Here is a 26,109-nt window from a genome sequence, read left to right on the forward strand (position 1 = left end):
GTTTGCCGTCGGTCGCCCGACGTGACGCCGGTTACTCTAGGGCATGCCCCGCACGCCGCAAGAGGGATGCGGGCTACGTCTCACTGCCCGGTTTGCGATGGCCGATCCGGCGTCACCAGAGCACGGCCGCCACGGCGGACACCACGACGAGGAGCAGCACCGAGAGGACAGGCAGGAGCCGGCCGGTGAAGGGCGACGGCAACGGTCGATCGTGGTGGACGGCCCGGCGAACCCCGGAGGCGAGCCGGAAGGCCGTGGTCGCCGACAGGACCAGCACCGCGGCCGTGAGCGCAACGAGCGCCCACGCGTGGTGGCGCGCGCCGATGACGACGAGCGGAAGCGGCAGCACGGTGAGGGCGGCGGAGGTCCGCGTCCACGCGAGGGCGGTCCGCTCCGGCTGGAGGCCGGGGTCACGCACTCAGCAGCCCACCCAGGGCGATGCCGACGATGACGGCGGCGGCCACGACGACGGCGACGGCGACGACGTAGAGCCCGTTCGGCGGCGGGAGCGGCTCGGAGAGCCTCAGCGCCCGCTCGATCCGGGCCCATGAGCGGGCCGCGCGGATCGCGACGCCCGCTCCCCCGAGGGCGGCGCCCAGACCCAGCGCCATGGCCCACGGCGGCAGCGCCCCCGTGTCGGCGAAGGAGATGAGCGCGATCCCGCCCCCGATGAGGGCGACGGCGGTGCGCATCCAGGCCAGCGCGGTCCGCTCGTTGGCCAGGCTGAACCTCGGGTCCGGCTCCTCACCGACGCCGTAGACCGACCTGGGTCGGCGCTCGTCCGTGCTCACGCCCGGGTCGCCTGCTTCACTGCCGAGAGGGCCTCGCGGTCCACCCGCTCGAGGCTGTCGTCCCAGTCGTGGTGGCGCTTGACGAACGCGGCGACGTAGGGGCAGACCGGCACGATGCGCAGGCCCGCTGCTCGGGTCGCCTCGAGGGCCGCTCGGATGAGCGCGCCCGCCAGGCCCTGCCCGGAGTAGGCGTCGTCGACCTCGGTGTGGAAGAAGATCCGGCGGCCGTCGTCCTCGGTGTACTCCGCGAGACCCACGCGCCGCCCATCCACTGCGATCTCGAAGCGGCTGCGCGCGCTGTTGTGCGTGACGGTCTGGGCCTCTGCGTCTGTCGCCATGGCCCGAGTCTGCCTGACGGGTCTAGCGTGGTCGAGGTGAGCAACCCTGAGCGAAACCCCGCGGAGGTCGTCTGCGACGGCCGGCAGGAGGCGTCCGGTCGCGGCGCAGCCGTCGTCCTGCCCTACCGGAACGTGCCGCTCGGTGGTCCGCGAGCCATGCCGGTCCGGCGGAGCCTGCCCCAGCGCGAGCGCTCGCTCATCGGGGCCTGGTGTTTCGTCGACCACTACGGCCCCGACGACGTCTCCGAGACCGGCGGAATGAAGGTCCCCGGCCATCCCCACACCGGTCTGCAGACGGTCTCGTGGCTCTTCACCGGGGAGGTCGAGCACCGCGACACGACGGGGGCCCACGCGATGGTCCGGCCGGGGCAGCTCAACATCATGACGGCCGGCTCCGGAATCGCCCACTCCGAGTACTCCACCGAGGGGACGACGGTCCTGCACGGGGCCCAGCTGTGGGTGGCCCTGCCTGACGAGCACCGTTTCGCGCCGGCCGCGTTCGAGCACTACGAGCCGCCCCCCATCGACGTCGAGGGGGCCCGCGTCCTCGTCTTCCTCGGGACGCTCTTCGGCGAGACCTCGCCGGTCTCGATGTTCTCCGACCTCGTCGGCGCCGAGATCAACCTGCCCCCCGGCCAGCGGCTGGAGGTGCCCGTGGACCCGGCGCACGAGCACGGGGTCCTCTGCGACACGGGAACGCTCACGATGGGGGCCGCCGTGGCCAAGCCCGGCGAGATCGCGTTCCAGCCGCTCGGCGCCGAGCGGCTCACCCTCGAGGCGAGTCCGTCCGAGCCGACCCGCGTGCTGCTCCTCGGCGGGGCGCCACTCGGCGAGCAGATCGTCATGTGGTGGAACTTCATCGGGCGCACCCACGACGAGGTCGTGCGCTTCCGTGACGCGTGGCACCGCGAGCGCGAGACCGGCGGTGGCGTCCAGTTCGGCGCCTTCCCGGATGCGTGGCCGGACACGCTGCCCGCGCCCGAGCTGCCCAACGTCCGGCTCCGCACCCGCGGCTGAACCACGCCGCCCCGGAATCCCACACCGCCACCCCGCGTTGCCCACGGACGTGACCATGGACCTGCGCATCTTCACCGAGCCCCAACAGGGCGCCACCTACGACGACCTCCTCGCGGTCGCCCGTGCGGCCGAGGACCTCGGCTTCGGCGGGTTCTTCCGCTCCGACCACTACCTGCACATGAGCGGCGACGGTGGGCCCGGCCCGACGGACGCGTGGACGACCCTCGCCGGCCTGGCCAGGGAGACGTCGACGATCCGGCTCGGCACCCTCGTCACGTCGGCGACCTTTCGCCTGCCCGGGCCGCTGTCCGTGCAGGTGGCCGGGGTCGACCAGATGAGTGGTGGCCGGGTCGAGCTGGGACTCGGCGCCGGGTGGTTCGGAGCCGAGCACACGGCATACGGCATTCCCTTCCCGCCCGTGGGCGAGCGCTTCGACCGGCTCGAGGAGCAGCTGGCCGTCATCACCGGGCTGTGGGAGACGGCCCCGGGCCAGACCTTCACCCACGAGGGGACCCACTACCCGATCGCCGACTCCCCCGCCCTGACCAAGCCCGCCCAGCAGGGTGGAGTGCCCATCATCATCGGCGGGGCGGGGAAGCGACGCACGCCCGCCCTTGCCGCGCAGTATGCCGCTGAGTTCAACGCCGCCTTCCAGTCGGCCTCGGACTCGGGCGGGCTCTTCAGGCGGGTCCGCGCGGCGTGCGCCGAGCGCGGACGTGACGGTGACGAGCTGGTCTACTCGGCCGCCCAGGTCGTCGCGCTCGGCAACGACGAACCGACCCTGCGGCGCCGGGCCGAGGCGATCGGGCGTGAGGTCGACGAGCTGCGGAGGAACGGCCTGGCCGGCTCCGCCGACGAGATCGTCGACAGGCTCGGGACCTTCGCCGAGGTCGGCGCGAGCCGGGTCTACCTCCAGGTCCTCGACCTGTCCGACCTCGACCACCTCGAGGAGATCGCGGACGGGGTGCTGCGCCAGCTCCGCTGACCCGCGCCCCGTCGCTCTGCAACCCCCTGCAACACGCCCGGCAACCCGCAACCCACCCGGATATTTCCGGTGCCGGTTGGGGATTGCCGGGCGTGTTGCGTCGTCATCCGGTGAGTCGGGTGGCTGGGGTGCGCCGTCGCCCGTCACGCCGTCACGTCCGCTCACCCCTGGGGGTCGGGATCCTTCGGCACGCAGTCGACGATCGCCCTGGCGACGGTCTTGCTCATGTCGGGGTGGAACACGCTCGGGATGATGTAGTTCGGGTTGAGCTGCTCGTCGGTGACGACCGAGGCGATCGCCTCGGCGGCCTTGATGAGCATCTCGGTCGTCACGTCGCGCGCCCGGGCGTCGAGCAGACCCCGGAACACGCCCGGGAAGGCGAGCACGTTGTTGATCTGGTTCGGGTAGTCGCTCCGTCCCGAGGCGACGACCGTGGCGCGCTTGGTCGCCTCGTGGATGTCGACCTCGGGGTCGGGGTTCGCGAGCGCGAAGACGATCCGCTGCTCGGCCATCTCGTCGATCCACGCAGCGTCGAGGATGCGCGGCGCGCTGACGCCGATGAAGACGTCGGCCCCGCGGAGTCCGGTCCGCAGGTCACCGACGACTCCGCGCGGGTTCGTCTGCTCCGCGAGCGCTCGCCAGGCAGGCGTGAGCCGCTCGTCGTCGCGGTGGAGCAGGCCGATCCGGTCGTAGACGGTGACGTCGCGGGCGCCCGCGGCGAGGAGCAGCTGGACGATCGCCGAGCCGGCCGCCCCGCCGCCGGAGACGAGGATGCGGGCGTCGGGGAGCTTCATGTCGATGCACCGCAGCGCGTTCGTGAGGGCCGCGAGCACGACGATGGCGGTGCCGTGCTGGTCGTCGTGGAAGACGGGGATGTCGAGGCGCTCGCGCAGCTTGGCCTCGATCTCGAAGCACTTGGGAGCAGCGATGTCCTCGAGGTTGACGCCACCGAAGCCCGGCGCGATGAGCTCGACCGTGCGCACGATCTCGTCGACGTCGGTCGTGTCGAGGCAGATCGGCCATGCGTCGATTCCGGCGAAGCGCTTGAAGAGCGCCGCCTTGCCCTCCATGACGGGAAGGGCCGCCTTCGGCCCGATGTCGCCGAGCCCGAGCACCGCCGTCCCGTCGGTGACGACGGCGACGGCGTTGCCCTTGATCGTCAACCGTCGCGCGTCCTCCGGGTGCTCGGCGATGGCCATGCTGACCCGGCCGACACCTGGGGTGTAGGCCATCGCGAGGTCCTGGCGAGTGCGGAGGTTGACCTTGGGCTCGACGCTGATCTTGCCGCCGAGGTGGAGCAGGAAGACCCGGTCGGAGACCTTGTGGACGCGGACGCCCTCGAGGGTCTCGACGGCCTCGACGAGCTCGTTCGCGTGGTCGCCATCGGACGCGGACGCCGTGAGGTCGATGACGAGGGAGTCGGGGTGGGAGTCGACGACGTCGAGGGCGGTCGTGATGCCACCCCGTTCGGCGACCTTCGTCGCGAGCTCGCCGATGACGGCCGGATCCGTGCCCGTGTGCAGTCGCATCGTGATCGAGTAGGAGGCGGTGGTCGCTCGGGCACGCTGGATCGACTCGGTCACCGGATCATCGTCCCACGCCCGCGGAGGGGCCTTGCCGGGGAGCCGGCCCAGCGGCATACGACAATGAGGCAGTGACGACCACCGGGGAAGTGCACCTCGACCACGTGACCGGGCTGACGAGCGCCCAGGTGGCCGAGCGCGTCGCGCGCGGCGAGGTCAACGAGATCGCGGAGCGGACGTCGCGCTCGGTCGGCGAGATCGTCCGGGCCAACGTGCTGACCCGGTTCAACGCGATCCTCGGCGCCCTCTTCGTCCTCGTCCTCGCGACCGGGTCGTGGGCGGACGGCCTCTTCGGCATCATCCTCGTCGTCAACTCGGCCATCGGCATCGTCCAGGAGTACCTCGCCAAGCGGAAGCTCGACCGGCTCGCCCTGCTCCACGCACCGACGACGCGGGTGGTGCGCGACGGACAGACCCGGGACGTCCCCACCAGCGAGGTCGTCCTCGACGACCTCATCGAGCTGCGGGCCGGCGACGAGGTCCCCGCCGACGGCGTCCTGCTCACCTCCGAGGGTCTCGAGCTCGGGGAGGCCAACCTCACCGGCGAGTCCGACCCCGTCCACCACCCGGCCGGCGACGAGATCCTCTCGGGGACGAGCGTCGTGGCCGGCTCCGGCCGGTACCACGCACGGGCGATCGGCTCCGACGCCTACGTCAACCGGATAGCCGCCGAGGCGAGGAGGTTCACCCGCACGTACTCGGAGATCCAGGCGTCGATCAACACGCTGCTCCGCTACATCACCTGGGTCATCGTCATCGCGCTACCCCTGCAGATCTGGTCGCAGTGGAGGATCGTCGGGGACCAGGGGTGGGAGGCCGTCGTCCTCCGCTCCGCCGCCGGAGTCGTCGGACTCGTGCCGGAAGGCCTCGTGCTGCTCACCTCCGTCGCCTTCCTCCTCGCTGCGGTCCAGCTCACCCGCGACCAGGTGCTCGTCCAGCAGCTGCCCGCCGTCGAGGGCCTCGCCCGGGTCGATGTCGTCTGCCTCGACAAGACCGGCACGCTCACCGTCGGCGAGATCGCCTTCGAAGCGGCCCGACCCGTCCGCGATGCAGACGCGGACGAGATCCGTTGCGCTCTCGGTGCGCTCGCCGACGACCCGAACGCCAACGGCACCCTCGCCGCCGTGGGTGCCGCGCTGGCCTCGCCCGGATGGCGCCGCACGGCGGTCGTGCCGTTCAACTCCGAGCGCAAGTGGAGCGCAGCCTGCTTCGAGGAGCACGAGACGTGGATCCTCGGCGCGCCCGAGGTCCTGCTCGCCGACGAGGACCCGCTGCGTGACGACGTGGCTGAGCTGGCCAGCCGGGGTCGCCGCATCGTCCTGCTCGCGCGGAGCCGGCGGCTTCTCGACGAGCCGGTCCTGCCCGACGACCTCACCCCCGCTGCCCTCGTCACCCTCACCGAGCAGATCCGCCCCGATGCCCGGGACACCCTGGCCTACTTCGACGAGCAGGGCGTCGAGATCAAGATCATCTCCGGGGACAACCCGCAGACCGTGGCCGCAGTGGCGCGGGAGGTGGGGCTCGACCCCAAGGACCCTGTCGACGCGCGGACGCTCCCCGACGACCCGGAGGTCCTGCGCGAGGTCCTGGCCCGCTCGACCGTCTTCGGCCGGGTCTCGCCGGAGCAGAAGCGGTCCTTCGTCCACGCCCTCCAGGCCGACGGGCACGTCGTCGCGATGACGGGCGACGGGGTCAACGACGCCCTCGCCCTCAAGGACGCCGACATCGGCGTCGCCATGGGCAACGGCGCGCAGGCCACCAAGGCCGTCGCCGAGCTCGTCCTGCTCGACGGCCGCTTCGCGCACCTGCCGAAGGTCATCGCCGAGGGGAGACGGGTCATCGGCAACGTCGAACGGGTCGCGAACCTCTTCGTCGCGAAGAACGCGATGAGCCTGCTCGCCATCATCGCCGCCGCCCTCGCCGCGCTGCCCTTCCCCTTCCTGCCGCGCCACCTCACCCTCGTGTCGACACTCACCATCGGCATCCCCGCCTTCTTCCTCGCCCTCGGCCCGAACAAGCGGCGCTACCTGCCGGGCTTCCTCGGCCGGATCCTCCGCTTCGCCGTCCCCGCCGGGGCGATCGCCGGCCTCGCCGTCATCGCCTCCTACGTCCTCAGCGGCCGTCGCTACGGGGTCCCGCCGGAGGAGTTCGCCGCCCGGTGCGAGATCGCACAGCCGGGGGACGTCGGGATCGACCTCGCCTGTATCCAGCCGAGCACCGGCGCGACGATCACCCTGCTCGTCGTCTTCTTCTCGATCCTCGTCGTGCTCGCGCGCCCGTTCCGCTGGTGGAAGGCAGGGCTCATCGGGGCCATGGCGCTGCTCGCCCTGCTCGCCTTCGTCCTGCCGGTCGGCCACGAGTTCTTCGCCTTCGACGCGCCCTGGGCGCTCGTCTGGCCGTCCCTCGGCATCGGGCTGGTCGGCGCCGTGGCCATCGAGGCCCTGCACCGCTGGGCGGTGCCCCGGGCAAAGTCGTAGAATGGCGACGGCAAAGGGCATCGGGCGCACCTGTTGGGCGGGAAGGTGCGCATTCCGTGCACCTTGGAGCCGCTCGTGTCGCCCCTCGATTCCTACCGGAGGCTCTTCGGCCTGACCGGTCCCGCCTACGTCCTCGTCGCCTTCGTCGCCCGGCTGCCGCTGGCCATGAGCCAGCTGGGCACCCTGCTCCTCGTCGCCGGGACCACCGGGAGCTACGGCGCGGGGGGTGCCGCTGCGGGCGCCCTGGCCATCGCCAATGCCGTCGGCGCGCCCTTCTGGGGCGCGCGGGCCGACCGGCTGGGCCAGCGTCGCATCGTCGCCGTGCAGTCCCTCGCCGGTGCCGCCAGCCTCGGCGCGCTCCTCGTCGTCGCGAACTCCTCACTGCCATGGGTCTGGTCGGCTGTCGCGGGAGCGGTCACCGGCCTCTTCCTCCCACAGGTCGGGCCGATGGCACGGGTCCGCTGGCGCCCCATCACGTCGCGGTCCGGACGCAACGAGCCGCACCTCGTCGAGGCTGCCTTCTCCTACGAGGGGGCCGCTGACGAGGCGTCGTTCGTCCTCGGGCCCGCCCTCGTCGGGCTCGGGGTCTCCCTGGCCAGCCCGACCGCCGCACTCGCTGCCGCGGCCGTCGTCCTCGCCGCCTTCGGGACCTGGTTCGCCCTGCACGACACCGCGATCCTCACCCACAGCGTCGCGAGGAGCGGGACGGCCCCACGCGGACGGCTCCTCACCGTCGGACTCGTCCTGCTCTGCATCAGCCAGTTCGTCATCGGGACCGTCTTCGGGTCCGTCCAGACCGGCACGTCCGTCCTCGCGACCGACGCCGGCCAGCCGGGGCTGACCGGCTACCTCCACGCCCTGCTCGGCGTCGGCAGCGTGGCCGCGGGTCTCGGCATGGCCGCCCTCCCCCCGAGGTGGCCCCTGCCCCACCGTCTCCGGTGGTTCGCCGTGCTCCTGCTCGTCCTCTCCCTGCCGCTCCTCCTCGTCGACTCGCTCCCGACACTCGTCCCGACCCTGCTCGTCCTCGGTGTCAGCGTCGCGCCCTACATGATCACGACCTTCACGCTCGGTGAGCGGATCACTCCCCCGTCGCGCACCGGCGCGGCCATGACGCTGCTCGCCGCAGCGACCGGCCTCGGCTACGCCGTCGGGGCGGCGTTGTCCGGACGCCTCGCCGACTGGGGCGGTCACACGCCGGCGTTCGCCGTCACCGTCGTGGCCGGTCTGGTCGCCGTGGCAGTCTCCTGGGTCGGCGGCTCGGCGTTGCGAGTCGGCCGCGCCGGGCACGGCAGCGACCGCTGGGAGCCGGCCCAGCGGCATACGGCCCTCTGACGTCAGGACGCCTCGGCGTCCCGGCGCAGCTCACGCTTGAGGATCTTGCCCGACGCGTTGCGCGGGAGGGACTCGACGAAGGTGACCCGCTTGGGGAGCTTGAAGGAGGCGAGCCGGTCCCGGACGTGGGCGATGAGGTCGGCCTCGGTGACCTCCGACTTGGGGACGACGAAGGCGGTCACGGCCTCGACCCACTTCTCGTCGGGCTCCCCGACGACGGCGACCTCGGCGACCGCGGGGTGCGTGTAGAGGGCGTCCTCGACCTCACGGGACGCCACGAGCACACCGCCCGTGTTGATGACGTCCTTGATCCGGTCGACGACGAAGACGTAGCCCTCCTCGTCGATGCGGACGAGGTCGCCGGAGTGGAACCAGCCGCCCGAGAAGGCCTCGGCGGTCGCCCCGGGGTCGTCCCAGTAGCCGTCACAGAGCTGCGGCGAGCGGTAGACGATCTCGCCCGTCTCCCCCGCCGCGACGTCGTTGCCCTCGGCGTCGACGACGCGCGCCTCGACGAAGAGGACCGGACGACCCGCGGAGTCCGGGCGGTCGGCGTGCTCCTCCGGCCGCAGGACGGTCGCGAGCGGCGCGATCTCGGACTGGCCGAAGCAGTTGTAGAACCCCAGGGACGGCGCCTTGGCCTGGATCCGCTGGAGAACCGGGACGGGCATGATCGAGGCTCCGTAGTACGCCTTGCGCAGTCCGTCGAGGTCGCGGTCCTCGAAGTCGGCGTGGTTGGCCATCGCGACCCACAGCGTCGGCGCGGCGAAGAAGGAGCGGTGCCCGTCCTCCTCGATCCGCCGCAGGATCTCGGCCGCGTCGGGGACCTCGAGGATGGTGTTCGTCGCACCGACCGCGAGCCACGGCACGAGGAAGACGTGCATCTGCGCCGAGTGGTAGAGCGGCATGACGTGCAGCGGGTTGTCGTCCGCCGCGAGGTCGAGCGCGACGATGCACGAGAGGTACTCGTGGACGAGGGCCCGGTGGCTCATGATCGCCGCCTTCGGCCGCGACGTCGTGCCCGACGTGTAGAGGAACTGCGCCGTGTCCGTGTCGGCCACCTCGACCTCCACCTCGGGCACCTCGCCGGACAGCGCCACGTCGACGAGCGAACCGTCCGCGTCGCGCAGCGGGATGCGCCGCTCGAGCAGCTCCAACGCCTCCGGGTCGAGCAGGTCGAGATGGCCGGCGAGCGCCGGGTCGTGCAGGATCGCGCGACTGCCCGACTGGGTGACGAGGTAGCTCAGCTCCGGGCCGGTGAGGTTGTAGTTGAGCGGGACGTGGACCAGGCCCGCCCTGGCGCACGCGAGGAAGCCGATGAGGTAGGCGTCGGAGTTCTTGCCGTAGGCAGCGACTCGGTCGCCCTTGGCCAGGCCGAGGCCGAGCAGGTGCGCCGCCGCGCGGGTGACGGCCTCGTCGAGGGCGGCATACGTCAGCGTCCGCCCCCCGAAGATCGTCGCCGGCCGGTCGCGGAAGGTCCGGGCGCTGCGGCGGATGATGCCGTCGACGGTGCTGCTGCGGGTGATGACCGACATGGGGCTCCTTGGTCGTCGAGAGGTCGTCGGGGGTGTTCGTCGGGGTGTTCGTCGGTTGGGGTCTTCGGTGGTGCGCGGCTCAGCGGCTCACGAAGCGCTCGATGCGGCGTCGGGCCTCGGCCGAGGTCACCGCAGTGGCGATGGTGTCGACCTCGTCGGCCGCACTCCCTGCCCGGGTGACGTCCCAGGACGAGCGGATCAGCCGCTTGGCCTGGCCGAGCGCGGCCGTGTCCCCGGCCGCCCCGGCGGCGATCGACTCGGCCAGCTCGAGCGCCCGCTCGGGCAGGACAGCGTCGTCGACGACGTCGGTGACGAGCCCCCAGGTGGCGGCCTCGTCCGCGCCGAGGACGCGGCCGGTGACGGCGAGCGCGAGGGCCCGCTGCTGGCCGACGGCCCGCGGCAGGAGGTAGGAGACGCCGCAGTCCGGCGTGAGACCGATGCCTGCGTAGGCCATGGTGAAGCGGGTGGAGCGGCCGGAGAGCACGACGTCGGAGTTGAGCAGGACGGCGAGACCCGCCCCGGCAACGCTCCCCTGGACAGCTGCGATCACCGGCACCGGCAGGTCGGAGAGGCGACGCAGCTCGGCCTCGAGGGTGGCGGCGAGCTCACGCAGGTAGGCAGGCTGGTCGTGTGCGGCTGCGAAGGACCTGACGTCGCCGCCGCCGCAGAAGCGCGGACCCTCGGCCGTCACGAGTACGGCGCCGATGTCGGACCGATCGATATCGGCCTCGGCGCGGTCGAGGGCGAATCCCAGGGACCGCGCCGCCGGCAGGTCGAAGGCGTTCGACGCCTCCGGCCGCGCGAGGACGATCCGTCCGACCCGACCATCCTGCCCCGCGCGCTCGTAGCGCACGCCGCGCGGCTCGACCTCGCTCGTGACCGGATCCGTCATCGTCCGCCCCTTCCGCGCGTCGTCGGCGACGCCGCTGCGGCTGATCGTAGGACGTCCACGCAATCGGCGGACACGCCGGGTCCGACCCGTGGACGTGCGCGCGTCACCGGGGAAGGCGCATCCGCATGGCCGGCCAGGCCGTCACCGAGAACCCGAGCTCCTCGTAGAGGCCGGAGCCCTCCCCCGTGGCGAACAGCTCGAGCACCGAGGCCTCCGTCTCGTGCTGGAACCAGTCGAGCACGCCGACGACGCACGCACGGGCCAGGCCCTGTCGCCGCGCGTCGGGGAACGTCGCGACGTTGTTGAGCAGCCCCCACACGCCGTTGGGGTTGACCGGGGAGGGCATCTCGAAGCGGAGCGAGCCCATCGCCCCCGCGACCACCCGACCGTCGCGCTCCGCGACGACGGCACACGTATGCCGCTGGGCCGGCTCCGCCTGGAACCAGCGGACCGCGCCCTGCCGCCACCCGTCGTCATCGACCCCCGGGACACCCATCGAGGAGAACATCAGGGCACGCAGGTCGACGATGGCGTGCGCATCGGCCGCGGTGGCGCGGCGAATGACCGGGTCGCTCATGGCCCGTCATGCTGCCGCCACCGCGGCCGACCCGCCAACGAGATTCAGCGGGCGTCGAAGCGGTCGAGGTTCATCACCTTGTCCCAGGCCGCGACGAAGTCCCTGACGAACTTCTCCTGCGCGTCGTCGGCGCCGTAGACCTCGGCCATCCCCCGCAGCTGGGAGTGGGACCCGAAGACGAGGTCGACCGCTGTGGCCGTCCACCTCACCTCGCCCGTCGCGCGGTCGCGGCCGTCGTAGACGTGCTCGGTCGTCTCCGAGGTGCGCCACTCCGTGCTCATGTCGAGCAGGTTGACGAAGAAGTCGTTGGTGAGCGTCCCCGGGCGGTCGGTGAGGACGCCGTAGGGCGTCCCGCCGACATTGGCCCCGAGCGCACGCATCCCGCCGACGAGCACCGTCATCTCGGGAGCCGTGAGGCGCAGCAGGTTGGCGCGGTCGAGCAGCAGGGTCTCGGGGGGCAGCTTCTCGCCAGACCGGAGGTAGCTGCGGAACCCGTCGGCCTTCGGCTCGAGCACCTCGAAGGACTCGACGTCCGTCTGCTCCTGCGTCGCGTCGGTGCGTCCGGGCGTGAACGGCACGGTGATCCCATGCCCGGCGTTCCGCGCGGCCTGCTCGATGGCCGCGCAGCCGCCGAGGACGATGAGGTCGGCGAGGGAGACCTTCGTGCCGTCGGTCTGGGCGTCGTTGAACTCGCGCTGGACCCGCTCCAGGGTCTCGAGCACCGTCGCGAGCTCGGCCGGCTGGTTGACCTCCCAGCTGCGCTGGGGCTCGAGACGGATCCGGGCGCCGTTCGCGCCTCCGCGCTTGTCGGTGTCGCGGAAGGTCGCGGCCGAGGCCCAGGCCGTCAGCACCAGCTGCGGGATGGACAGCCCGCAGTCGAGGAGCCTGGCCTTGAGAGCGGCCACGTCCTCGTCCGAGACCAGCTCGTGGTCCACCGGTGGCACGGGGTCCTGCCAGAGCTGGGGCTCGGGGACCCACGGCCCGAGGTAGCGCGTGACCGGGCCCATGTCGCGGTGGAGCAGCTTGTACCAGGCCTTGGCGAAGGCGAGCCGGAACTCCTCAGGGTTCTCCAGGAACCGGCGCGAGATCTTCTCGTAGGCCGGGTCGAAACGCAACGCGAGGTCGGAGGTGAGCATCCGGGGCTCACGGCGGGGCGCACCCTCGAACGCGCCGGGCACCATGTCCGAGCCGGCGCCGTGCTTCGGGCGCCACTGGCTGGCGCCTGCCGGTGACTGGGTGAGCTCCCAGTCGTAGGCGAAGAGGATGTGGAAGAACTCGTTGTCCCACCTCGTGGGGTGGTAGGTCCATGTCACCTCGAGCCCGGAGGTGATGGTGTCCGGGCCCTTCCCCGTCCCGTAGGTGGACTTCCAACCGAGACCCATGTCCTCGATCGGCGCAGCCTCGGGCTCGGGGCCGACGTGGTCGGCCGGCCCGGCCCCGTGGGTCTTGCCGAAGGTGTGGCCGCCGGCAATGAGCGCGACCGTCTCCTCGTCGTTCATCGCCATCCGCCGGAACGTCTCCCGGATGTCACGGGCGGAGGCCAAGGGGTCCGGGTTGCCGTTCGGTCCCTCGGGGTTGACGTAGATCAGGCCCATCTGCACGGCGCCGAAGGGGGCGGCCAGCTCGCGCTCCCCGCTGTAGCGCTGGTCGCCGAGCCAGGCGTCCTCGGGGCCCCAGAAGATCTCCTCCGGCTCCGGGATGTCCTCCCGGCCGAAGCCGAATCCGAACGTCTCGAAACCCATCGACTCGAGGGCGCAGTTCCCGGCGAAGACGATCAGGTCGGCCCAGGAGATGGCACTTCCGTACTTCTTCTTCACCGGCCAGAGCAGCCGCCGGGCCTTGTCGAGGCTCACGTTGTCGGGCCAGCTGTTGAGCGGGGCGAAGCGCTGGGCACCGTCGCCCGCGCCGCCCCGGCCGTCCTCGATGCGGTACGTGCCCGCGGAGTGCCAGCTCATCCTGATGAAGAGCGGCCCGTAGTGCCCGTAGTCAGCCGGCCACCAGTCCTGCGAGGTCGTCATGACCTCGACGACGTCGCGCTTCAGGGCCTCGACGTCGAGGCTCGAGAAGGCCTCCGCGTAGGAGAAGTCCGCACCCAGCGGGTCGCCCAGCGGGTTGTGCTGGTGCAGGACCTGCAGGTTGAGCTGGTTCGGCCACCAGTCCTGGTTCGTGCGGGGGCGGTTGGGCGCCGGGGTCGGCGCCTCGATGACGGGGTTCTCGCTCTCGCTGCCGTGCTCTGACACGTCGATCCTCCTCAGGTCCTCGGCCCCCGGTCCCGGGGACCGGCCGGCCTCGTCGTCACGCCTCAGTCTCTCCGCTGGGCGGAAACGCATCAAGGGTGTGCGGACCCGGACGGAAACTGTCCGGTTCCCGTCCTACACTCACGCACATGGCCATTGGACGCTATCCCGGCATCGTGATCGACTGCCCCGACCCCGGCGCCCTGGCCCGGTTCTACGCAGCGATGCTCGACTGGAAGGTGGACGAGTCCCCCGGCTGGGCGAACATCCGGGCGGACTACGGGCAGTGCATCTCCTTCCAGGAGGTCGCGGCATACACGCCACCCGCGTGGCCGGCCCAGACGATTCCGCAGCAGATGCACCTGGACGTGCTCGTCGATGACCTCGACGAGGCGGAAGCGGCGCTCGTTGCCCTCGGTGCGACCCGGCACGAGCACCAGCCGAGCGATGCCTTCCGGGTGCTCCTCGACCCAGCCGGCCACCCCTTCTGTCTCTGCCTCACGTGACCGTCGGGGCCTCATGGGCCCGCGGCCGCTTCCGTATGCCGCTGCGCACGCCCCAGCCCGCCGCACGATGGTGACCGGGTAGGTTGGTGACGCCGATCGAGCGAGCTGTGGACGCATGCGACGGTTGATGCCGGAGGGAGCCAGCACATGGCCCGGAAGCGGACGACGAAACGCACGACCTCGATACCCGAGGGGCCGCTCGACGCGGAGCGACTGGCCAGTGTCGACGCCTGGTTCCGCGCGGCGAACTACCTGGCCGTCGGCCAGATCTACCTCATGGACAACCCCCTCCTGCGCGAACCTCTCACGGCAGAGCACGTCAAGCCTCGGCTCCTCGGTCACTGGGGCACCTCGCCCGGTCAGAACTTCCTGTACGCCCACCTGAACCGCGAGATCATCGAGCGCGACCTCGACATGATCTACATCAGCGGACCCGGCCACGGCGGCCCTTCGCTGGTCGCAGCGGCCTGGCTCGAGGGCACCTACGGCGAGCTCTACTCCCATGTCGGCCAGGGCTCGGACGGCCTGCGCACCTTGTTCCGGCAGTTCTCGTTCCCCGGCGGCGTGCCGAGCCACGTCGCCCCTGAGACGCCCGGCTCGATCCATGAGGGCGGCGAGCTCGGCTACTCCCTCGCCCACGCCTACGGCGCTGCGTTCGACAACCCCGACCTGGTCGTGGCGGCGGTGATCGGCGACGGCGAGGCCGAGACCGGACCGCTCGCAGCGGCGTGGCACTCGACCACGTTCGTCGACCCCGTCAACGACGGTGTCGTCCTGCCGATCCTGCATCTCAACGGCTACAAGATCGCCAACCCGACGATCCTGGCGCGCATCCCTGACGACGACCTCAGGGCGCTGTTCACCGGGTACGGCTACCAGCCATACCTGTTCGAAGGCGGGTTCGACGACGAGGACCACCTCGTCGTCCATCAGCGGTTCGCGGCGATGCTCGACGAGGTCCTCGACGAGATCGCCTCGATCAAGCAGCGAGCCGCCGACGGCACCCTCGAGGGACGGCCTCGTTGGCCGATGATCATCTTCCGCACCCCCAAGGGCTGGACGGGCCCGAAGGAGATCGACGGCAAGCCGGTCGAGAACACCTGGCGTTCCCACCAGGTGCCGATGAACCACGTTCGCGGCGACGAGGCCTACACGCGAGTCCTCGAGGACTGGATGCGCTCCTACGGGCCCGACGAGCTCTTCGGGGAGGACGGTCGCATCGTCGCGGCCGTCGCCGCCAACAACCCGGCCGGTGCCCGTCGGATGAGTGCGAACCCGCACGCGAACGGCGGAACGCTGACCCGCGACCTCACGCTGCCCGACTTCCGGGAGCATGCCGTCGACGTCCCGACCCCGGGCGGCGCTGTCGAGCAGGCCACGAAGGTCCTGGGTGGGTGGCTTGGCCACGTCGTCGACCGGAACCGGGAGAACTTCCGGGTGTTCGGCCCCGACGAGACCGCGTCGAACCGGCTCGGCGCCACGGTCGAGGCGGGCGACAAGGTGTGGTCGGCGGACATCCTGCCGACCGACGAGCACCTGGCCCGATCCGGCCGGGTCGTCGAGGTCCTGTCGGAGCACCTGTGCGAGGGCTATCTGGAGGGTTACCTCCTCACCGGACGGCACGGCGTCTTCAACTCGTACGAGGCGTTCATCCACATCGTCGACTCGATGGTCAACCAGCATGCGAAGTGGCTGAAGGTCACCCGCGACATCCCGTGGCGGGTGCCGATCCCCTCGCTGAACTACCTGCTGTCGTCGCACGTGTGGCGCCAGGACCACAACGGGTTCTCGCACCAGGACCCGGGCTTCATCGACCATGTCGCCAACAAGAGCCCTGACGTCATCCGCATCTACCTGCCGCCGGACGCCAACACGCTGCTGTCGACGTTCGACCACTGCCTTCGGACGAAGGACTACATCAACGTCGTGGTCGCCGGAAAGCAGCCGCAGGCGCAATGGCTCGCCATGGATGAGGCGATCACCCACTGCACGCGCGGTATCGGTATCTGGGAGTGGGCCAGCGCCGACAGCGGTGACGGCGAGCCCGACGTGGTCATGGCCTGTGCCGGCGACGTCCCCACCCTCGAGACTCTCGCCGCCGTCGACCTCCTTCGCCGGAACCTTCCCGACCTGCGGGTCCGGGTCGTCAACGTGGTCGACCTCATGCGGCTGCAGGACGAGAAGGAGCACCCGCACGGGCTGTCCCACCGGGAGTTCGACGCCCTGTTCACCGTGGACAAGCCGGTCGTGTTCGCGTACCACGGGTATCCGACGCTCATCCACCGGCTGACCTATCGACGCACGAACCACGACAACATCCACGTGCGCGGCTACAAGGAGCAGGGCACCACCACGACGCCCTTCGACATGGTGATGCTCAACGACCTCGACCGGTATCACCTCGTCATCGACGTCATCGACCGGGTACCCGGCTTGTCCGGCACGGCAGCAGGCCTGCGTCAACGGATGCTCGATGCCCGGCTGCGCGCCCGCCAGTACACCCGCGAGCACGGCGACGACCTCCCCGAGGTCAAGGAGTGGGTGTGGCCCGGCGCCGACGCGGAGGGAGTGCAGGGCGCCTTCAGCTCCGACACCGGTGCCGACAACGAGTGACGGCCGGCGAGGCGGGTGCGCCGCCGTGGCAGGATCCCTCTTCATGGAGCCCCGTGCGACTGCGTCCACACCCGCCGGTCAGACAGCGCTCCGCGATGTAGCGCGCGCGACGAATCTGCGTCGACTGACCCCGCTTGCCGCGGGGGCCGCTCTGGGCGTGGCGAACTCGGCGACCAATGCCCTCGGCTCCGCCTACGGTCCCTTCACGGCGACGCCGGGACAGGGGGTGCGCTGGTTGGAGTACGTCAGCTCCTGGCTCGGCACGCCGTGGGCGTGGGCCCTGTTCGCCTTCGGCGTGGGCTGGTTCATCCGGCACCTCGGTGCGTCGGCGCTGCTGGCCACGGGTGGCCTGGTGCTTGCGGTGCTCGCCTACTACGTCACTGACGCCGCCCTCGGGCTCAACGAGGCTCTGAGCATCCCGGAGATCCAGCTGTGGTCCGCGATCTCGGTCATCATCGGGCCGACCATGGCCGTGCTCGGTGCTCTCGCCAGACGTCCCCGGCTGTGGGCCCTGCTGCCGGCACTCGCCGCGCCGGCCCTCATGGTCTACTTCGGCCTCACGCGGCCGAGCGGCAACGCACAGATCATGCCTTGGGCGCAGCTGGCGGTGCTCTGCGGTGCCGGCCTGTTGGCGCTCACGTTCACGGTCCGGGCGATCCGGCTGCACCGGGCACGCACGGCGTAGGGTTCGGGGGTGGACGACCCTGCCGATGGCACCGCTCACAACAGGCCCTACGTCGTGCTGCACGTGGCCGTCTCGCTGGACGGGTCCACCGGAGGCTTCGAGGCCGACGTGGCCCGGTTCTACGAGCTGGGGGCGACGTGGCACGAGGACGTCACGTTGGCCGGGGCGGACACGATCCTGGCCCAGGAGTCGGCGCTCGCCGAGACCGAGCAGCCCGGGCCTGCACCCGACGGACCGACCTTGGCCGTCATCGACAGCCGCGGCCGCGTCAGTGCCTGGCAAGCCTTGCGCGACGCGGGTTACTGGTCACACGTGGTCGCGGTCCATACCGAGGCCACGCCGCCACGGAGACCTGGTCTCCCCGAGATCAGCGCCGGCACCGACCGAGTCGACCTTGCGGCGATGCTCCTCGCTCTGCAGGAGCGGTACGGCGCTCGCGTCGTCCGCGTGGACAGCGGCGGCGCGCTCAATGGCGCGCTGCTCAGCGCCGGCCTCGTTGACGAGGTCAGCCTCCTCATCCACCCCGCTCTCGCCGCCGGCGCGGAGGTTCCCACGGCGTCAGCCGATCGATGCATCGAGCCTCCGACCGGCCGCAGAGAGGGCCGGCAGCTCGGCGAGCAGGTCGAGCTCGTCTGCCATGGCGGCGTTGAGCCGAAGCAGCAGGTCACCGATCTGACGGTCCGTCCAGCGGTGACCGGCGATGATGTCGGTGACCTGGAACAGCGACGAGGACAAGGCGTCACGAGTTGCTTGGTAGCTTCCCAGGGCGTCGCGTTCGTCGGCCCCATCCACGAGCATGGAGACCACGGCACGGGTGAGCAGCTCTGCATCGCGGAGCGCGTCGGTGATGCCATGGGCGCTGAGCGGGTCCTTGAAGTAGCCGGCGTCGCCGACCAGCGCCCAGCCCGGACCCCACGGGCGGCGGACATACCCGCGGCACCCGGTGAAGGTGCGCATCGGCGGCGGGCTGGTGGTCGCGAGGCGACTCGCCATCTCGGGGTCGGTCTCGGCGAGGATCTCGAGCAAGGGGGCCGGCCCGCCGCGACCGATTCGCCCCGGGGTCGCACTGGCGAACACGCAGGACAGATCGTCGTTGGTGGGGATGATCCCGGACGCTGCGTCGGGGCGGAAGTTCCACTCATAGCCCTCGGTGCCGAGCCCGGGCCAGTACCCGTACGTTGTGGCGCCGCCGCCGGTGCCGATGCGCTCGACGGGAGCGAGGACGCGCTCGGCGATGGTGGAGCGGATACCGTCCGCGCCGACGACGAGGCGCGCCCGAGCGCGGAACCCGCGGCCATCCCGCCTCCGGCCGAGGACGCCGGTCACCCTGCCCGACGCTTCTCGCTCGACGTCGCTGACGGCGACGCCGAAGCAGAGGTCGGCCCCGCTCTCCGCTGCGGCGTTGACCAGGATCGGGTCGAGGACCGTACGGCGCGGTGCGTAGAGCGCGTCCACGCCGAAGGACGGTTTGATCTCCACTGGCACGACCTCCCCCGCATAGCGGAACGTGACCCGCTGCACCGGCGGTGTCCCAGCAGCGATCACGCGGTCCAGCAGTCCCCAACGGGTCAGCTGCAGCACGGCGCCGCGCATCAGGGCATGCGTCGACAGGGTGTCGGTGCCGCTCTTCGCCCGGTCGAGGACGAGCACCCGCAGTCCGGACCGGGCCAGGAGGAGTGCGGTGGCGGCACCCGCCACGCGGGCGCCCACCACCACGACGTCGTACCTCATTCCGCGTCGACCTCGATCGAGACCGGGACCCCGTTCGTCAGCATGTCGTAGACAGCGGAGCGGCGCCGCGACTGCTCGACGACAGCCCGGAGCCGGTCCGGGTCGTCGCCGTGCATCGTGAAGCGGACCCGGATCTGCTGGAAGCCGTTGCGGACCTCGTCGGAGAGGCCGAGGATCCCGAGCAGGTCGATGTCGCCTTCGACCTCGGTGGTGACGTCGGTGAGCTCGACGCCCCTGGCCGCGGCGATGTTCGCCATACCCGACGCCAGGCACGCTGCGAGAGCGTGGAGCAGGAACTCCGCGGGGGTCGGCCCGTTGTCCTTGCCGACCAACACCGCGGGGTGGTCGGCGCTGAAGGTCCAGGCGGACTGGTGCGCCATGTCCTGCTTGGCACCGAAGAAGCCATGAATCGTCGACTGGTTGTGGGTTCCGCTCACCCAGCGATTGGTGGCGTGGAAGGTGAACTTGGCCAGCTCGGGGTCAGCCTTCACCGCATCGAGGGTGGCGAACAGTGCCGCCGTGTCGACGCCGTTCCGGCTCGGGTGGTTGATCGTGGTGGTCATGGGTCGCTCCTTGACGTGGTCGGATGATGCCGGTTGACCCGACGACGGTCCCCTGCGGTGGGGTGGTGGCACATCCGTGGTCACCACGGATCTCGAGCACGGACCCCCGAGCACGGAGCTCGGCGCGGAGCTCGCCCGCCGATCGTGAACCCGGGCTGCGAGACGCAGCTCGGGGGCACACTGGTCACGTGGCGACGCTCGACACCGCGGTGACGGCGCGCGAGTCGGAGGTCCTGGCCCTCCTCGGCCAGCACCTGACGAACGCGCAGATCGCGCGGGCCCTCTTCATCTCGGTGCGCACGGTGGAGAGCCACGTGTCCGCGCTGCTGCGCAAGTACGAGGTGCCGGACCGGCGCAGTCTCGCCCGGCTGGCTGCGCCGAGTGCTGCGCCGGTCCGCGGTGAGCTGCCGGTGCCGGTGACACGGTTCCTCGGGCGGGACATCGAGCGCGCAGAGCTCACAGCAGCCCTGGCCGGCCATCAGCTCGTCACCGTGGTCGGGCCGGGCGGGGTGGGCAAGACTCGCCTCGCGATCGAGGTGGCTGCCGATCTGGCCGAGACGCGTCGGGACGGGTCGTGGTTCGTCGACCTGGTCCGGGTGACGGATCCCAGCGCGGTCCTCGCGACCGTGGCGGAGGCGGTGGGAGTGCCCGAGCGACGAGTGACCTCGCCGGAAGCGGCGCTCGTCGCGTCGCTGGCAGGCGGCGACGGGCTGCTCGTCCTGGACAACTGCGAGCATCTCATCGACCCGGTCCGCGGGTGCATCGACCTGGTGGCCCGTGCCTGCCCTGGAGTCACTATTCTGGCCACCAGCCGGACCCGCCTGATGCTTCCTCAGGAGTGGGTGTATTCCGTACCCGGGCTGTCCGTCACCGCAGACGGAGGCGACGCCGTCTCGCTGTTCGAAGCTCGCGCGGTACAGGCGACCGGCGAGGCGAGCCCGCCCGACCGAGCCCGCGTGGCCGCACTCTGCCTCGAGCTGGAGGGGCTGGCGCTGGCAATCGAGCTGGCTGCATCCCGCTATGCGACCCTTGGGCTGGATGGACTCGAGGCCGGCCTGCACGAGCGGTTGCGGTTCCTCACCGCCGGCGGCCATTCAGCAGACCGGCACAGCTCGCTGCGCGACACCATCGGCTGGAGCTACGACCTGCTCACGCCGACTGACCGGGCCCTCCTGCGCGGCGTCGCAGTCTTCGCGGCCCGGTTCGACGTCGACGCCGCCCGGGTGGTCGCCGTCCCGGGCTGGGACCACGCCGCGGTCGCCGACGGGCTGTCTCGCCTGGCCGACCACAGCCTGCTCCTCGTGGACCGCGGCGAGCCGACGAGCTATCGCCTGCTGGAGACGATCCGGCAGTTCGCCGAGGAGCAGGCGCGGGCTGCCGGCGAGCACGAGGCGCTCCGGGCCCGCCACGAGCAGTGGAGCCGGGCGGAGACGGCGGCGCTCCGCACCGTCGACGCCGAGGACGCGTGGTCAGTGCGTTTCGACCGGGTTGTCGATGACGTGCGCGCCGCCTTGCACTGGTCGGCGGCCGACGACCGGCGCCAGGCGCGGGCGGCTGCCTTCGCCGGGGAGTTCGCTGACGTGCTGTTCCTCCGTGGCCGCCCGACGGAGGCCCAGCACCGCTACGAGCAGGCTGCCGCCCTCGCGCCCCATTCGGATGACCGGATCCGTTTCCTGCGCCTCGCGGCCGGCGCGGCGGCAAGTCGCTATGCCGGTGACGACACGCTCCGGCTGCTCCGGGCCGCTGCGGACACCGCACTCGAGACCGGAGACCGTGCCGGCGCTGCCGTCGACCTGGCCTGGATGTCGATCTACGTGGACCGGCAGCCCGGGATCATGGCCCACGCGCGTCCCGGAGAGGCCGCGGCGCTGCGGACCGAGGCCGAGGCCGTCTGCGACGACTCCGTGCGGGCAGCGGCGGCGATCGCCACAGCCCGAGCGTGGGCCGCCGACTACCGGAGCCCCGATGCTCTCCGCCTGTCACAGAGGGCGATCCAGCTGGCGAGTGAAGCCGGCGACGGTCAGCTGGAGTGCGCTGCACTCGACTACGAGTGCACGATCCACCAGGACCTGGACCAGCCGCGCGCGGCCGGAGCCGCCATCGAACGTCGGCTGCAGCTGATCCGAAACCTGCCCATCGGGGCCGGAACCGGTTTCGAGCTCGTCGACACCCTGCAGATGGCCTGCGACATCAGCATCACCCTCGGCGAGCTCGCTGCTGCAGGGGGTTACGCCGACCGGCTCGCCGACCTCCCCTTCTTCCGCGACGAGCACCTCGGTATCGTCCGGCGGATCCTCGTGGACGCCCTGGCGGGCCGGTTCGACGACACCGTCCGACACGCGGAGCGGTTCCGCGTCGGCTGGGAGCGTGGTGGGAGGAACGCCGCGGCCGGTCTGGCCAAAGGCGCCTATGCGGCAGCGATGGTCCACGGCATGCTCGGTGACGACGAGCAGCGCACCCGATGGCAGCAGGTCACGCGCGACCTCGGCGTCGCGCCTGAGCTCCTCGAAGGCCCGGAGACCGGATGGGCGCCCACGTTCGATGCCCTGCTCGACCTCCACCGAGGCGCTCCCGTCCGCGCCCTCGGTCGGCTCAGCGCCGGCCTCGATGACTCGGAGCTGTGGAGGTGTCCGGCCATCGACTGGCGCCCTTGGTATGCGGCAGCCTGGGTGGAAGCCGCCGTGCTCGCCGATTCCACCGACGCCCTCACCCGAGTCGATCCGGCCCGGCGTGCGGCACGCGACAACCCCATCGCCTCGGCGATCATCAGTCGTGCAGTCGCGATCGCGACCGGCGACCGCAGCGCCGTCGAGGAGCTGGCGGCCACGTTCGCTGGACTGGGATGTCCGTACCAGGAGGCGCGCACCCGCGGGCTCGCCGCGCAAACTCGTGCCCAGTCAACATGACCGAAACACCTCGGGACATGCGGCATCGGCAGCATGCGCTTTGCGGGCCCCGTGCGGTGCTCCGTCCGGAGCGTCGTTGGCGCTGGTGAGGTTGCGCTCGCGCTCGACGAGAACCCTGAAGTCGCTGCGGCGAAGGCGCCGAAGGTCAAGACTGTGAACGAGCCCATTGCGTCGCCTCGAGCATCCCACGGGGCACCGGTTCGCTTGTCCGGAGGTGGTCGACCATGAGTCACGCATCCATATCCCGGGCCGATTGCTGGACTGGCCCTGGGCACGGTGGCGGCGATCGTCAACGTGATGACCCTCTGGCTCGGAAGGCGACAATCCACCATGAACGTCGTCGCCACCGTCATCACCGTGGCCGCCGCGCCCTTCATCGTGGGATTCGTGATCGGTGAGGGACTCGGCAGCGCCTGATCGGGCGTGGCCGCTGAGTCGAGCGGCGACCTGGACGGCCGGCATGCTCGGCAAGGATCGGTTGCGGTGCCCGCGCTGCACCCGGCCATGCAGGTCGTGGAGCACACAGCCCTGCGCTCGAGGTGGTCGAGGCATGCAGACGACCGTGCGGTCAGCTGCGCCCGCGGCGGAGCCTGGTCGTGCTCGTAGCGCGTATCGGACTGGTCGATCGGGAGTGGCCGGAACGCGACGCTTGCCACGCTGCGCCGATAGGCTTTCTGATCAGCAGGGCGTCCCGCGCCAGCGATCGGCACAGGGCCTGACGGCAGCGCGCGGGGGCGGAGGGATTGGTCGCGGCGAAGATATCTCCGGGGCTGTGTTGATTCGCGAGTCGCTCGTTCGACCTTGGGGTGCGAGGGCCGAGAGCCGGCCCCGTCGGGTGAGGAGAACACCATGCCGAAGTACATGCTGATCATGCGGGGCACCGATGAGTCGAACGCGGCTCTGATGGCCGGGTTCGAGGAGTTGGCTGCGTCGACTCACGAGTTCATCGGGGACCTGGCCAAGGCCGGCGTGCTCATCGCGGCCGAAGGGCTGGAGGACGCGGCCCAGGGCGTCGTGGTCGAGTTCAGCAGCGAGATCCCAGTGGTCACCGACGGGCCATACGGCGAGACCAGGGAACTGTTCGGGGGGTACTTCCTGCTCGACGTCGCTTCGAAGCAGGAGGCGGTCGAGTGGGCCAAGCGGGTCCCGGCGGTCACCGGGTCCAAGATCGAGGTCCGGCGGGTGGCCGGGGACGACGAGATGCCCCTGGACAGGGAAGGGTCCATCAAGGAGTCTGTCGGGAGCGAGGGCACGGCCCTGATCTGATGGCGACGGCCGACGTCGAGACCGTCTGGCGAATCGAGTCGGCGCGGATCGTCGCCGCGCTGACCCGGTTCACCGGCGACTTCGGACTGGCCGAGGACGCCGCTCAGGAAGCGGTGGCAGAGGCGCTGGTGTCGTGGCCGCTCACCGCCCCGGCAAATCCAGCGGGCTGGCTGATGGCCACAGCCCGGCGGCGGGCCATCGACGCGCTCCGACGTCGCACCGCCCTGCGGGACCGGTACGCCCTGCTCGCGGCCGGCTCGGTGGTCGACGACGACATCGACCCCGACCGGATAGACGACGACATCTTGGCTCTGATGTTCGTCAGCTGCCACCCTGTGCTCTCCCCCGAGGCCAGGGTGGCGCTGACCCTTCGCGTGGTCGGCGGCCTGTCCAGCGAACAGATCGCCCGCGCGTTCCTGGTACCCGTGCCCACCGTGCAGGCTCGCATCACCCGGGCGAAGAAGACGATTGCGGCGACCGGGGTGCCGTTCGAGCTGCCGCCGGCCAGCGAGCGCCCGGCACGGCTGGGCGGCGTGCTCAGTGTTGTCTACGTGATCTTCACCGAGGGGTCGACAGCGACGTCGGGCGACCGACTGCTGCGCCCCGACCTCGCGCACGAGGCGATCCGGCTGGCCCGCACGCTGGTCGCATTGCAGCCGGACGAGCCGGAGGTGCACGGTCTTCTGGCGCTGTGTGAGCTGACAGCCGCGCGCTTCCCCGCCCGGACCGGCCCCGACGGTTCGCCCGTCCTGCTCGAGGATCAGGACCGGCGGCGGTGGGACGTCTCGGCGATCCGCCGTGGGCTGGGCGCGCTGGCCAAGGCATCGACTCGCGGCCTCGGCCCGTATGGCCTGCAGGCTGCGATCGCGGCCACCCACGCGTCGGCGCCCTCGGCCGCGGCGACCGACTGGGACCGGATCGTGGTGCTCTATGAGGCGCTCGGGCGGATCGCGCCCTCGCCGATCGTCGAACTGAACCGGGCCGTCGCCGTGGCCATGGCCTCGGGTCCGGCCGCTGCCTTGGCCATCGTGGACGAGCTGATCGCCTCGGACCGGCTGCCTGGCACGCATCTGCTTCCGACCGTGCGCGGTGAGCTGCTGACCCGCCTCGGACGGCGATCGGAGGCGCGGGCCGAGCTGGAGCTGGCCGCGGGGAGGTGCGCCAACCAGCGCGAACGCTCAGTGCTGCTGCGCAAGGCAGCCGCGCTCGGGTGACTACTCAGCTCGGCCAACCGGACCGAGCGCGGCCAGGACGCCGTCGAACAATGACGTCGGGAACGCAACGTATCGCTCGGATCCGCCATTGAACTGGTGGTGACACAGCCGCGGTGGGCAGAAGACCCAACCTGAGCCGCCTCGTGAAAGAGAGGGGCGGCGCCCCACCAGGGCGCGACGCGTGCGTCACTCAGATGTCGATCATGCCGCGACAATGTTCACGAACCGTTGAGCGATGGGCTGCCGGTCCCCCAACGCGTGTGTCACAGACACGTTTGTCGCGGCTTGCCTCGGCGCACGGTCAGCAGTCCTCGCGAAGCCCTTCGGGTCATTCGCTTGGGAGTCCCTCCGGTCCCAGCAGGGCGATGTTGGGTGGCAGCTGCGGGACCTCAGCCCGGGTCCCAGGAGCGACCCCGTGCTCGATCATCCTGCGCAGAACATGGCCGGCCGCTGCCCGCTGCCGATCCCCCGGCTCGTAGACCGTTCCGGAAGCGTGCTCATTCCGACCGACCGGCTCCCCGGCCATGCGACGACGCCGGATGTCGGCTTCGACGGACTCGATCAACGCATGGAACTCAACCTCGTTGTCGACGGCCGCGACCACCACGTGACGCCGTTCCCGCCTCTCCGGGTCATAGCGATAGTGCCGCACCACGAACCGCCTGATCCCGTCATCCGCCGGGTCGACCATCCCCATGACCGAAGGCTAGGGCCGCGTCAGCGACTCCCGCCATCCCTGACAGCCGACCGGCCACGGAGGGTCGCGACAGATCTGCCTGAGCAGCGGAAACGCCCCCCGGCTGACCGGAGGGCGTCGCTGTCACACCTGGAGCCGCCTGTCGGAATCGAACCGACGACCTATTC

Annotated in this window: 21 protein-coding genes and 1 pseudogene; 12 read left to right on the forward strand and 10 right to left on the reverse strand. The window is 71.1% G+C overall.

Annotated elements, in window-relative coordinates; genetic code table 11:
• Positions 1-112: 112 nt before the first annotated feature.
• From LOY02_RS01995 to LOY02_RS02005, 3 genes are read right to left on the reverse strand one after another with little or no spacing between them, the layout of a single operon-like run.
• Positions 113-418: a DUF202 domain-containing protein gene (locus LOY02_RS01995; protein ID WP_317180643.1), complete on the reverse strand. Its 306-nt coding sequence runs from the start codon at positions 416-418 to the stop codon at positions 113-115.
• Positions 411-791: a YidH family protein gene (locus tag LOY02_RS02000; protein WP_317180644.1), complete on the reverse strand. Its 381-nt coding sequence runs from the start codon at positions 789-791 to the stop codon at positions 411-413. The genes LOY02_RS01995 and LOY02_RS02000 overlap by 8 nt, the downstream gene beginning before the upstream one ends.
• Positions 788-1,129, reverse strand: a complete 342-nt coding sequence (locus LOY02_RS02005; RefSeq protein WP_317180645.1) for a GNAT family N-acetyltransferase — start codon at positions 1,127-1,129, stop codon at positions 788-790. Before LOY02_RS02005 ends, LOY02_RS02000 begins: the two co-directional genes overlap by 4 nt.
• 36 nt (positions 1,130-1,165) lie before the next feature.
• Here LOY02_RS02005 and LOY02_RS02010 point away from each other — a divergent pair, with 36 nt between their 5' ends.
• On the forward strand, positions 1,166-2,146 hold the full coding sequence (locus tag LOY02_RS02010; protein WP_317180646.1) for a pirin family protein: 981 nt from the start codon (positions 1,166-1,168) through the stop codon (positions 2,144-2,146).
• A 55-nt stretch (positions 2,147-2,201) separates the two neighbouring features.
• A complete protein-coding gene (locus LOY02_RS02015; protein ID WP_317180647.1) occupies positions 2,202-3,131 on the forward strand; it encodes an LLM class F420-dependent oxidoreductase in 930 nt (309 codons plus the stop codon).
• Positions 3,132-3,292: 161 nt separating this feature from the next.
• On the opposite strand, the gene LOY02_RS02020 is transcribed toward LOY02_RS02015, so the two are convergent.
• A complete protein-coding gene (locus LOY02_RS02020) occupies positions 3,293-4,714 on the reverse strand; it encodes an NAD-dependent malic enzyme (RefSeq protein ID WP_317180648.1) in 1,422 nt (473 codons plus the stop codon).
• A gap of 71 nt (positions 4,715-4,785) precedes the next feature.
• Here LOY02_RS02020 and LOY02_RS02025 point away from each other — a divergent pair, with 71 nt between their 5' ends.
• Together LOY02_RS02025 and LOY02_RS02030 are read left to right on the forward strand one after the other, a co-directional pair.
• A complete protein-coding gene (locus LOY02_RS02025) occupies positions 4,786-7,191 on the forward strand; it encodes an HAD-IC family P-type ATPase (RefSeq protein WP_317180649.1) in 2,406 nt (801 codons plus the stop codon).
• Between the two features lie 75 nt (positions 7,192-7,266).
• On the forward strand, positions 7,267-8,523 hold the full coding sequence (locus LOY02_RS02030; RefSeq protein WP_317180650.1) for an MFS transporter: 1,257 nt from the start codon (positions 7,267-7,269) through the stop codon (positions 8,521-8,523).
• 2 nt (positions 8,524-8,525) lie between these two features.
• On the opposite strand, the gene LOY02_RS02035 is transcribed toward LOY02_RS02030, so the two are convergent.
• The 4 genes from LOY02_RS02035 to katG form a co-directional block, all read right to left on the reverse strand.
• Complete coding sequence (locus LOY02_RS02035) at positions 8,526-10,055, reverse strand: acyl-CoA synthetase (RefSeq protein WP_317180651.1); 1,530 nt, start codon at positions 10,053-10,055, stop codon at positions 8,526-8,528.
• Between the two features lie 79 nt (positions 10,056-10,134).
• Positions 10,135-10,947, reverse strand: coding sequence for an enoyl-CoA hydratase/isomerase family protein (locus tag LOY02_RS02040; RefSeq protein WP_317180652.1), 813 nt, complete (start codon positions 10,945-10,947; stop codon positions 10,135-10,137).
• Between the two features lie 103 nt (positions 10,948-11,050).
• Positions 11,051-11,524, reverse strand: coding sequence for a GNAT family N-acetyltransferase (locus LOY02_RS02045; protein WP_317180653.1), 474 nt, complete (start codon positions 11,522-11,524; stop codon positions 11,051-11,053).
• Positions 11,525-11,568: 44 nt separating this feature from the next.
• Positions 11,569-13,764: a catalase/peroxidase HPI gene (gene katG, locus LOY02_RS02050; protein ID WP_317180654.1), complete on the reverse strand. Its 2,196-nt coding sequence runs from the start codon at positions 13,762-13,764 to the stop codon at positions 11,569-11,571.
• Positions 13,765-13,910: 146 nt separating this feature from the next.
• Between katG and LOY02_RS02055 the strand changes: the two genes are divergently transcribed.
• The 4 genes and pseudogenes from LOY02_RS02055 to LOY02_RS19205 form a co-directional block, all read left to right on the forward strand.
• On the forward strand, positions 13,911-14,267 hold the full coding sequence (locus LOY02_RS02055) for a VOC family protein (RefSeq protein WP_317180655.1): 357 nt from the start codon (positions 13,911-13,913) through the stop codon (positions 14,265-14,267).
• 147 nt (positions 14,268-14,414) lie between these two features.
• Positions 14,415-16,880 carry a phosphoketolase family protein gene (locus LOY02_RS02060; RefSeq protein WP_317180656.1) on the forward strand — a complete coding sequence of 822 codons (2,466 nt, stop codon included), beginning with the start codon at positions 14,415-14,417 and terminating at the stop codon, positions 16,878-16,880.
• Between the two features lie 25 nt (positions 16,881-16,905).
• Entirely contained in the window at positions 16,906-17,565 is a 660-nt protein-coding gene (locus LOY02_RS02065; protein WP_317180657.1) for a hypothetical protein, read from the forward strand.
• Between the two features lie 63 nt (positions 17,566-17,628).
• Positions 17,629-18,039, forward strand: a pseudogene (locus LOY02_RS19205) (dihydrofolate reductase family protein); the annotation flags it as partial.
• 84 nt (positions 18,040-18,123) lie between these two features.
• Here LOY02_RS19205 and LOY02_RS02075 read toward each other — a convergent pair.
• Both LOY02_RS02075 and LOY02_RS02080 read right to left on the reverse strand, forming a co-directional pair.
• Complete coding sequence (locus tag LOY02_RS02075; RefSeq protein WP_317180659.1) at positions 18,124-19,296, reverse strand: NAD(P)/FAD-dependent oxidoreductase; 1,173 nt, start codon at positions 19,294-19,296, stop codon at positions 18,124-18,126.
• Positions 19,293-19,859, reverse strand: coding sequence for an OsmC family protein (locus LOY02_RS02080; protein WP_317180660.1), 567 nt, complete (start codon positions 19,857-19,859; stop codon positions 19,293-19,295). The genes LOY02_RS02075 and LOY02_RS02080 overlap by 4 nt, the downstream gene beginning before the upstream one ends.
• Positions 19,860-20,047: 188 nt before the next feature.
• Here LOY02_RS02080 and LOY02_RS02085 point away from each other — a divergent pair, with 188 nt between their 5' ends.
• The 4 genes from LOY02_RS02085 to LOY02_RS02100 all read left to right on the forward strand — a co-directional run.
• Complete coding sequence (locus LOY02_RS02085) at positions 20,048-22,765, forward strand: LuxR C-terminal-related transcriptional regulator (RefSeq protein WP_317180661.1); 2,718 nt, start codon at positions 20,048-20,050, stop codon at positions 22,763-22,765.
• An 849-nt stretch (positions 22,766-23,614) separates the two neighbouring features.
• Positions 23,615-24,031, forward strand: a complete 417-nt coding sequence (locus tag LOY02_RS02090; protein WP_317180662.1) for a YciI family protein — start codon at positions 23,615-23,617, stop codon at positions 24,029-24,031.
• Positions 24,031-25,245, forward strand: coding sequence for an RNA polymerase sigma factor (locus LOY02_RS02095; protein WP_317180663.1), 1,215 nt, complete (start codon positions 24,031-24,033; stop codon positions 25,243-25,245). Before LOY02_RS02090 ends, LOY02_RS02095 begins: the two co-directional genes overlap by 1 nt.
• 493 nt (positions 25,246-25,738) lie before the next feature.
• Positions 25,739-26,109, forward strand: a 371-nt coding sequence (locus tag LOY02_RS02100; protein WP_317180664.1) for a hypothetical protein, incomplete at its 3' end; no start/stop codon positions are given.

This window comes from Intrasporangium sp. (assembly GCF_032907665.1).
In the GTDB taxonomy this organism is placed as follows: domain Bacteria; phylum Actinomycetota; class Actinomycetes; order Actinomycetales; family Dermatophilaceae; genus Intrasporangium.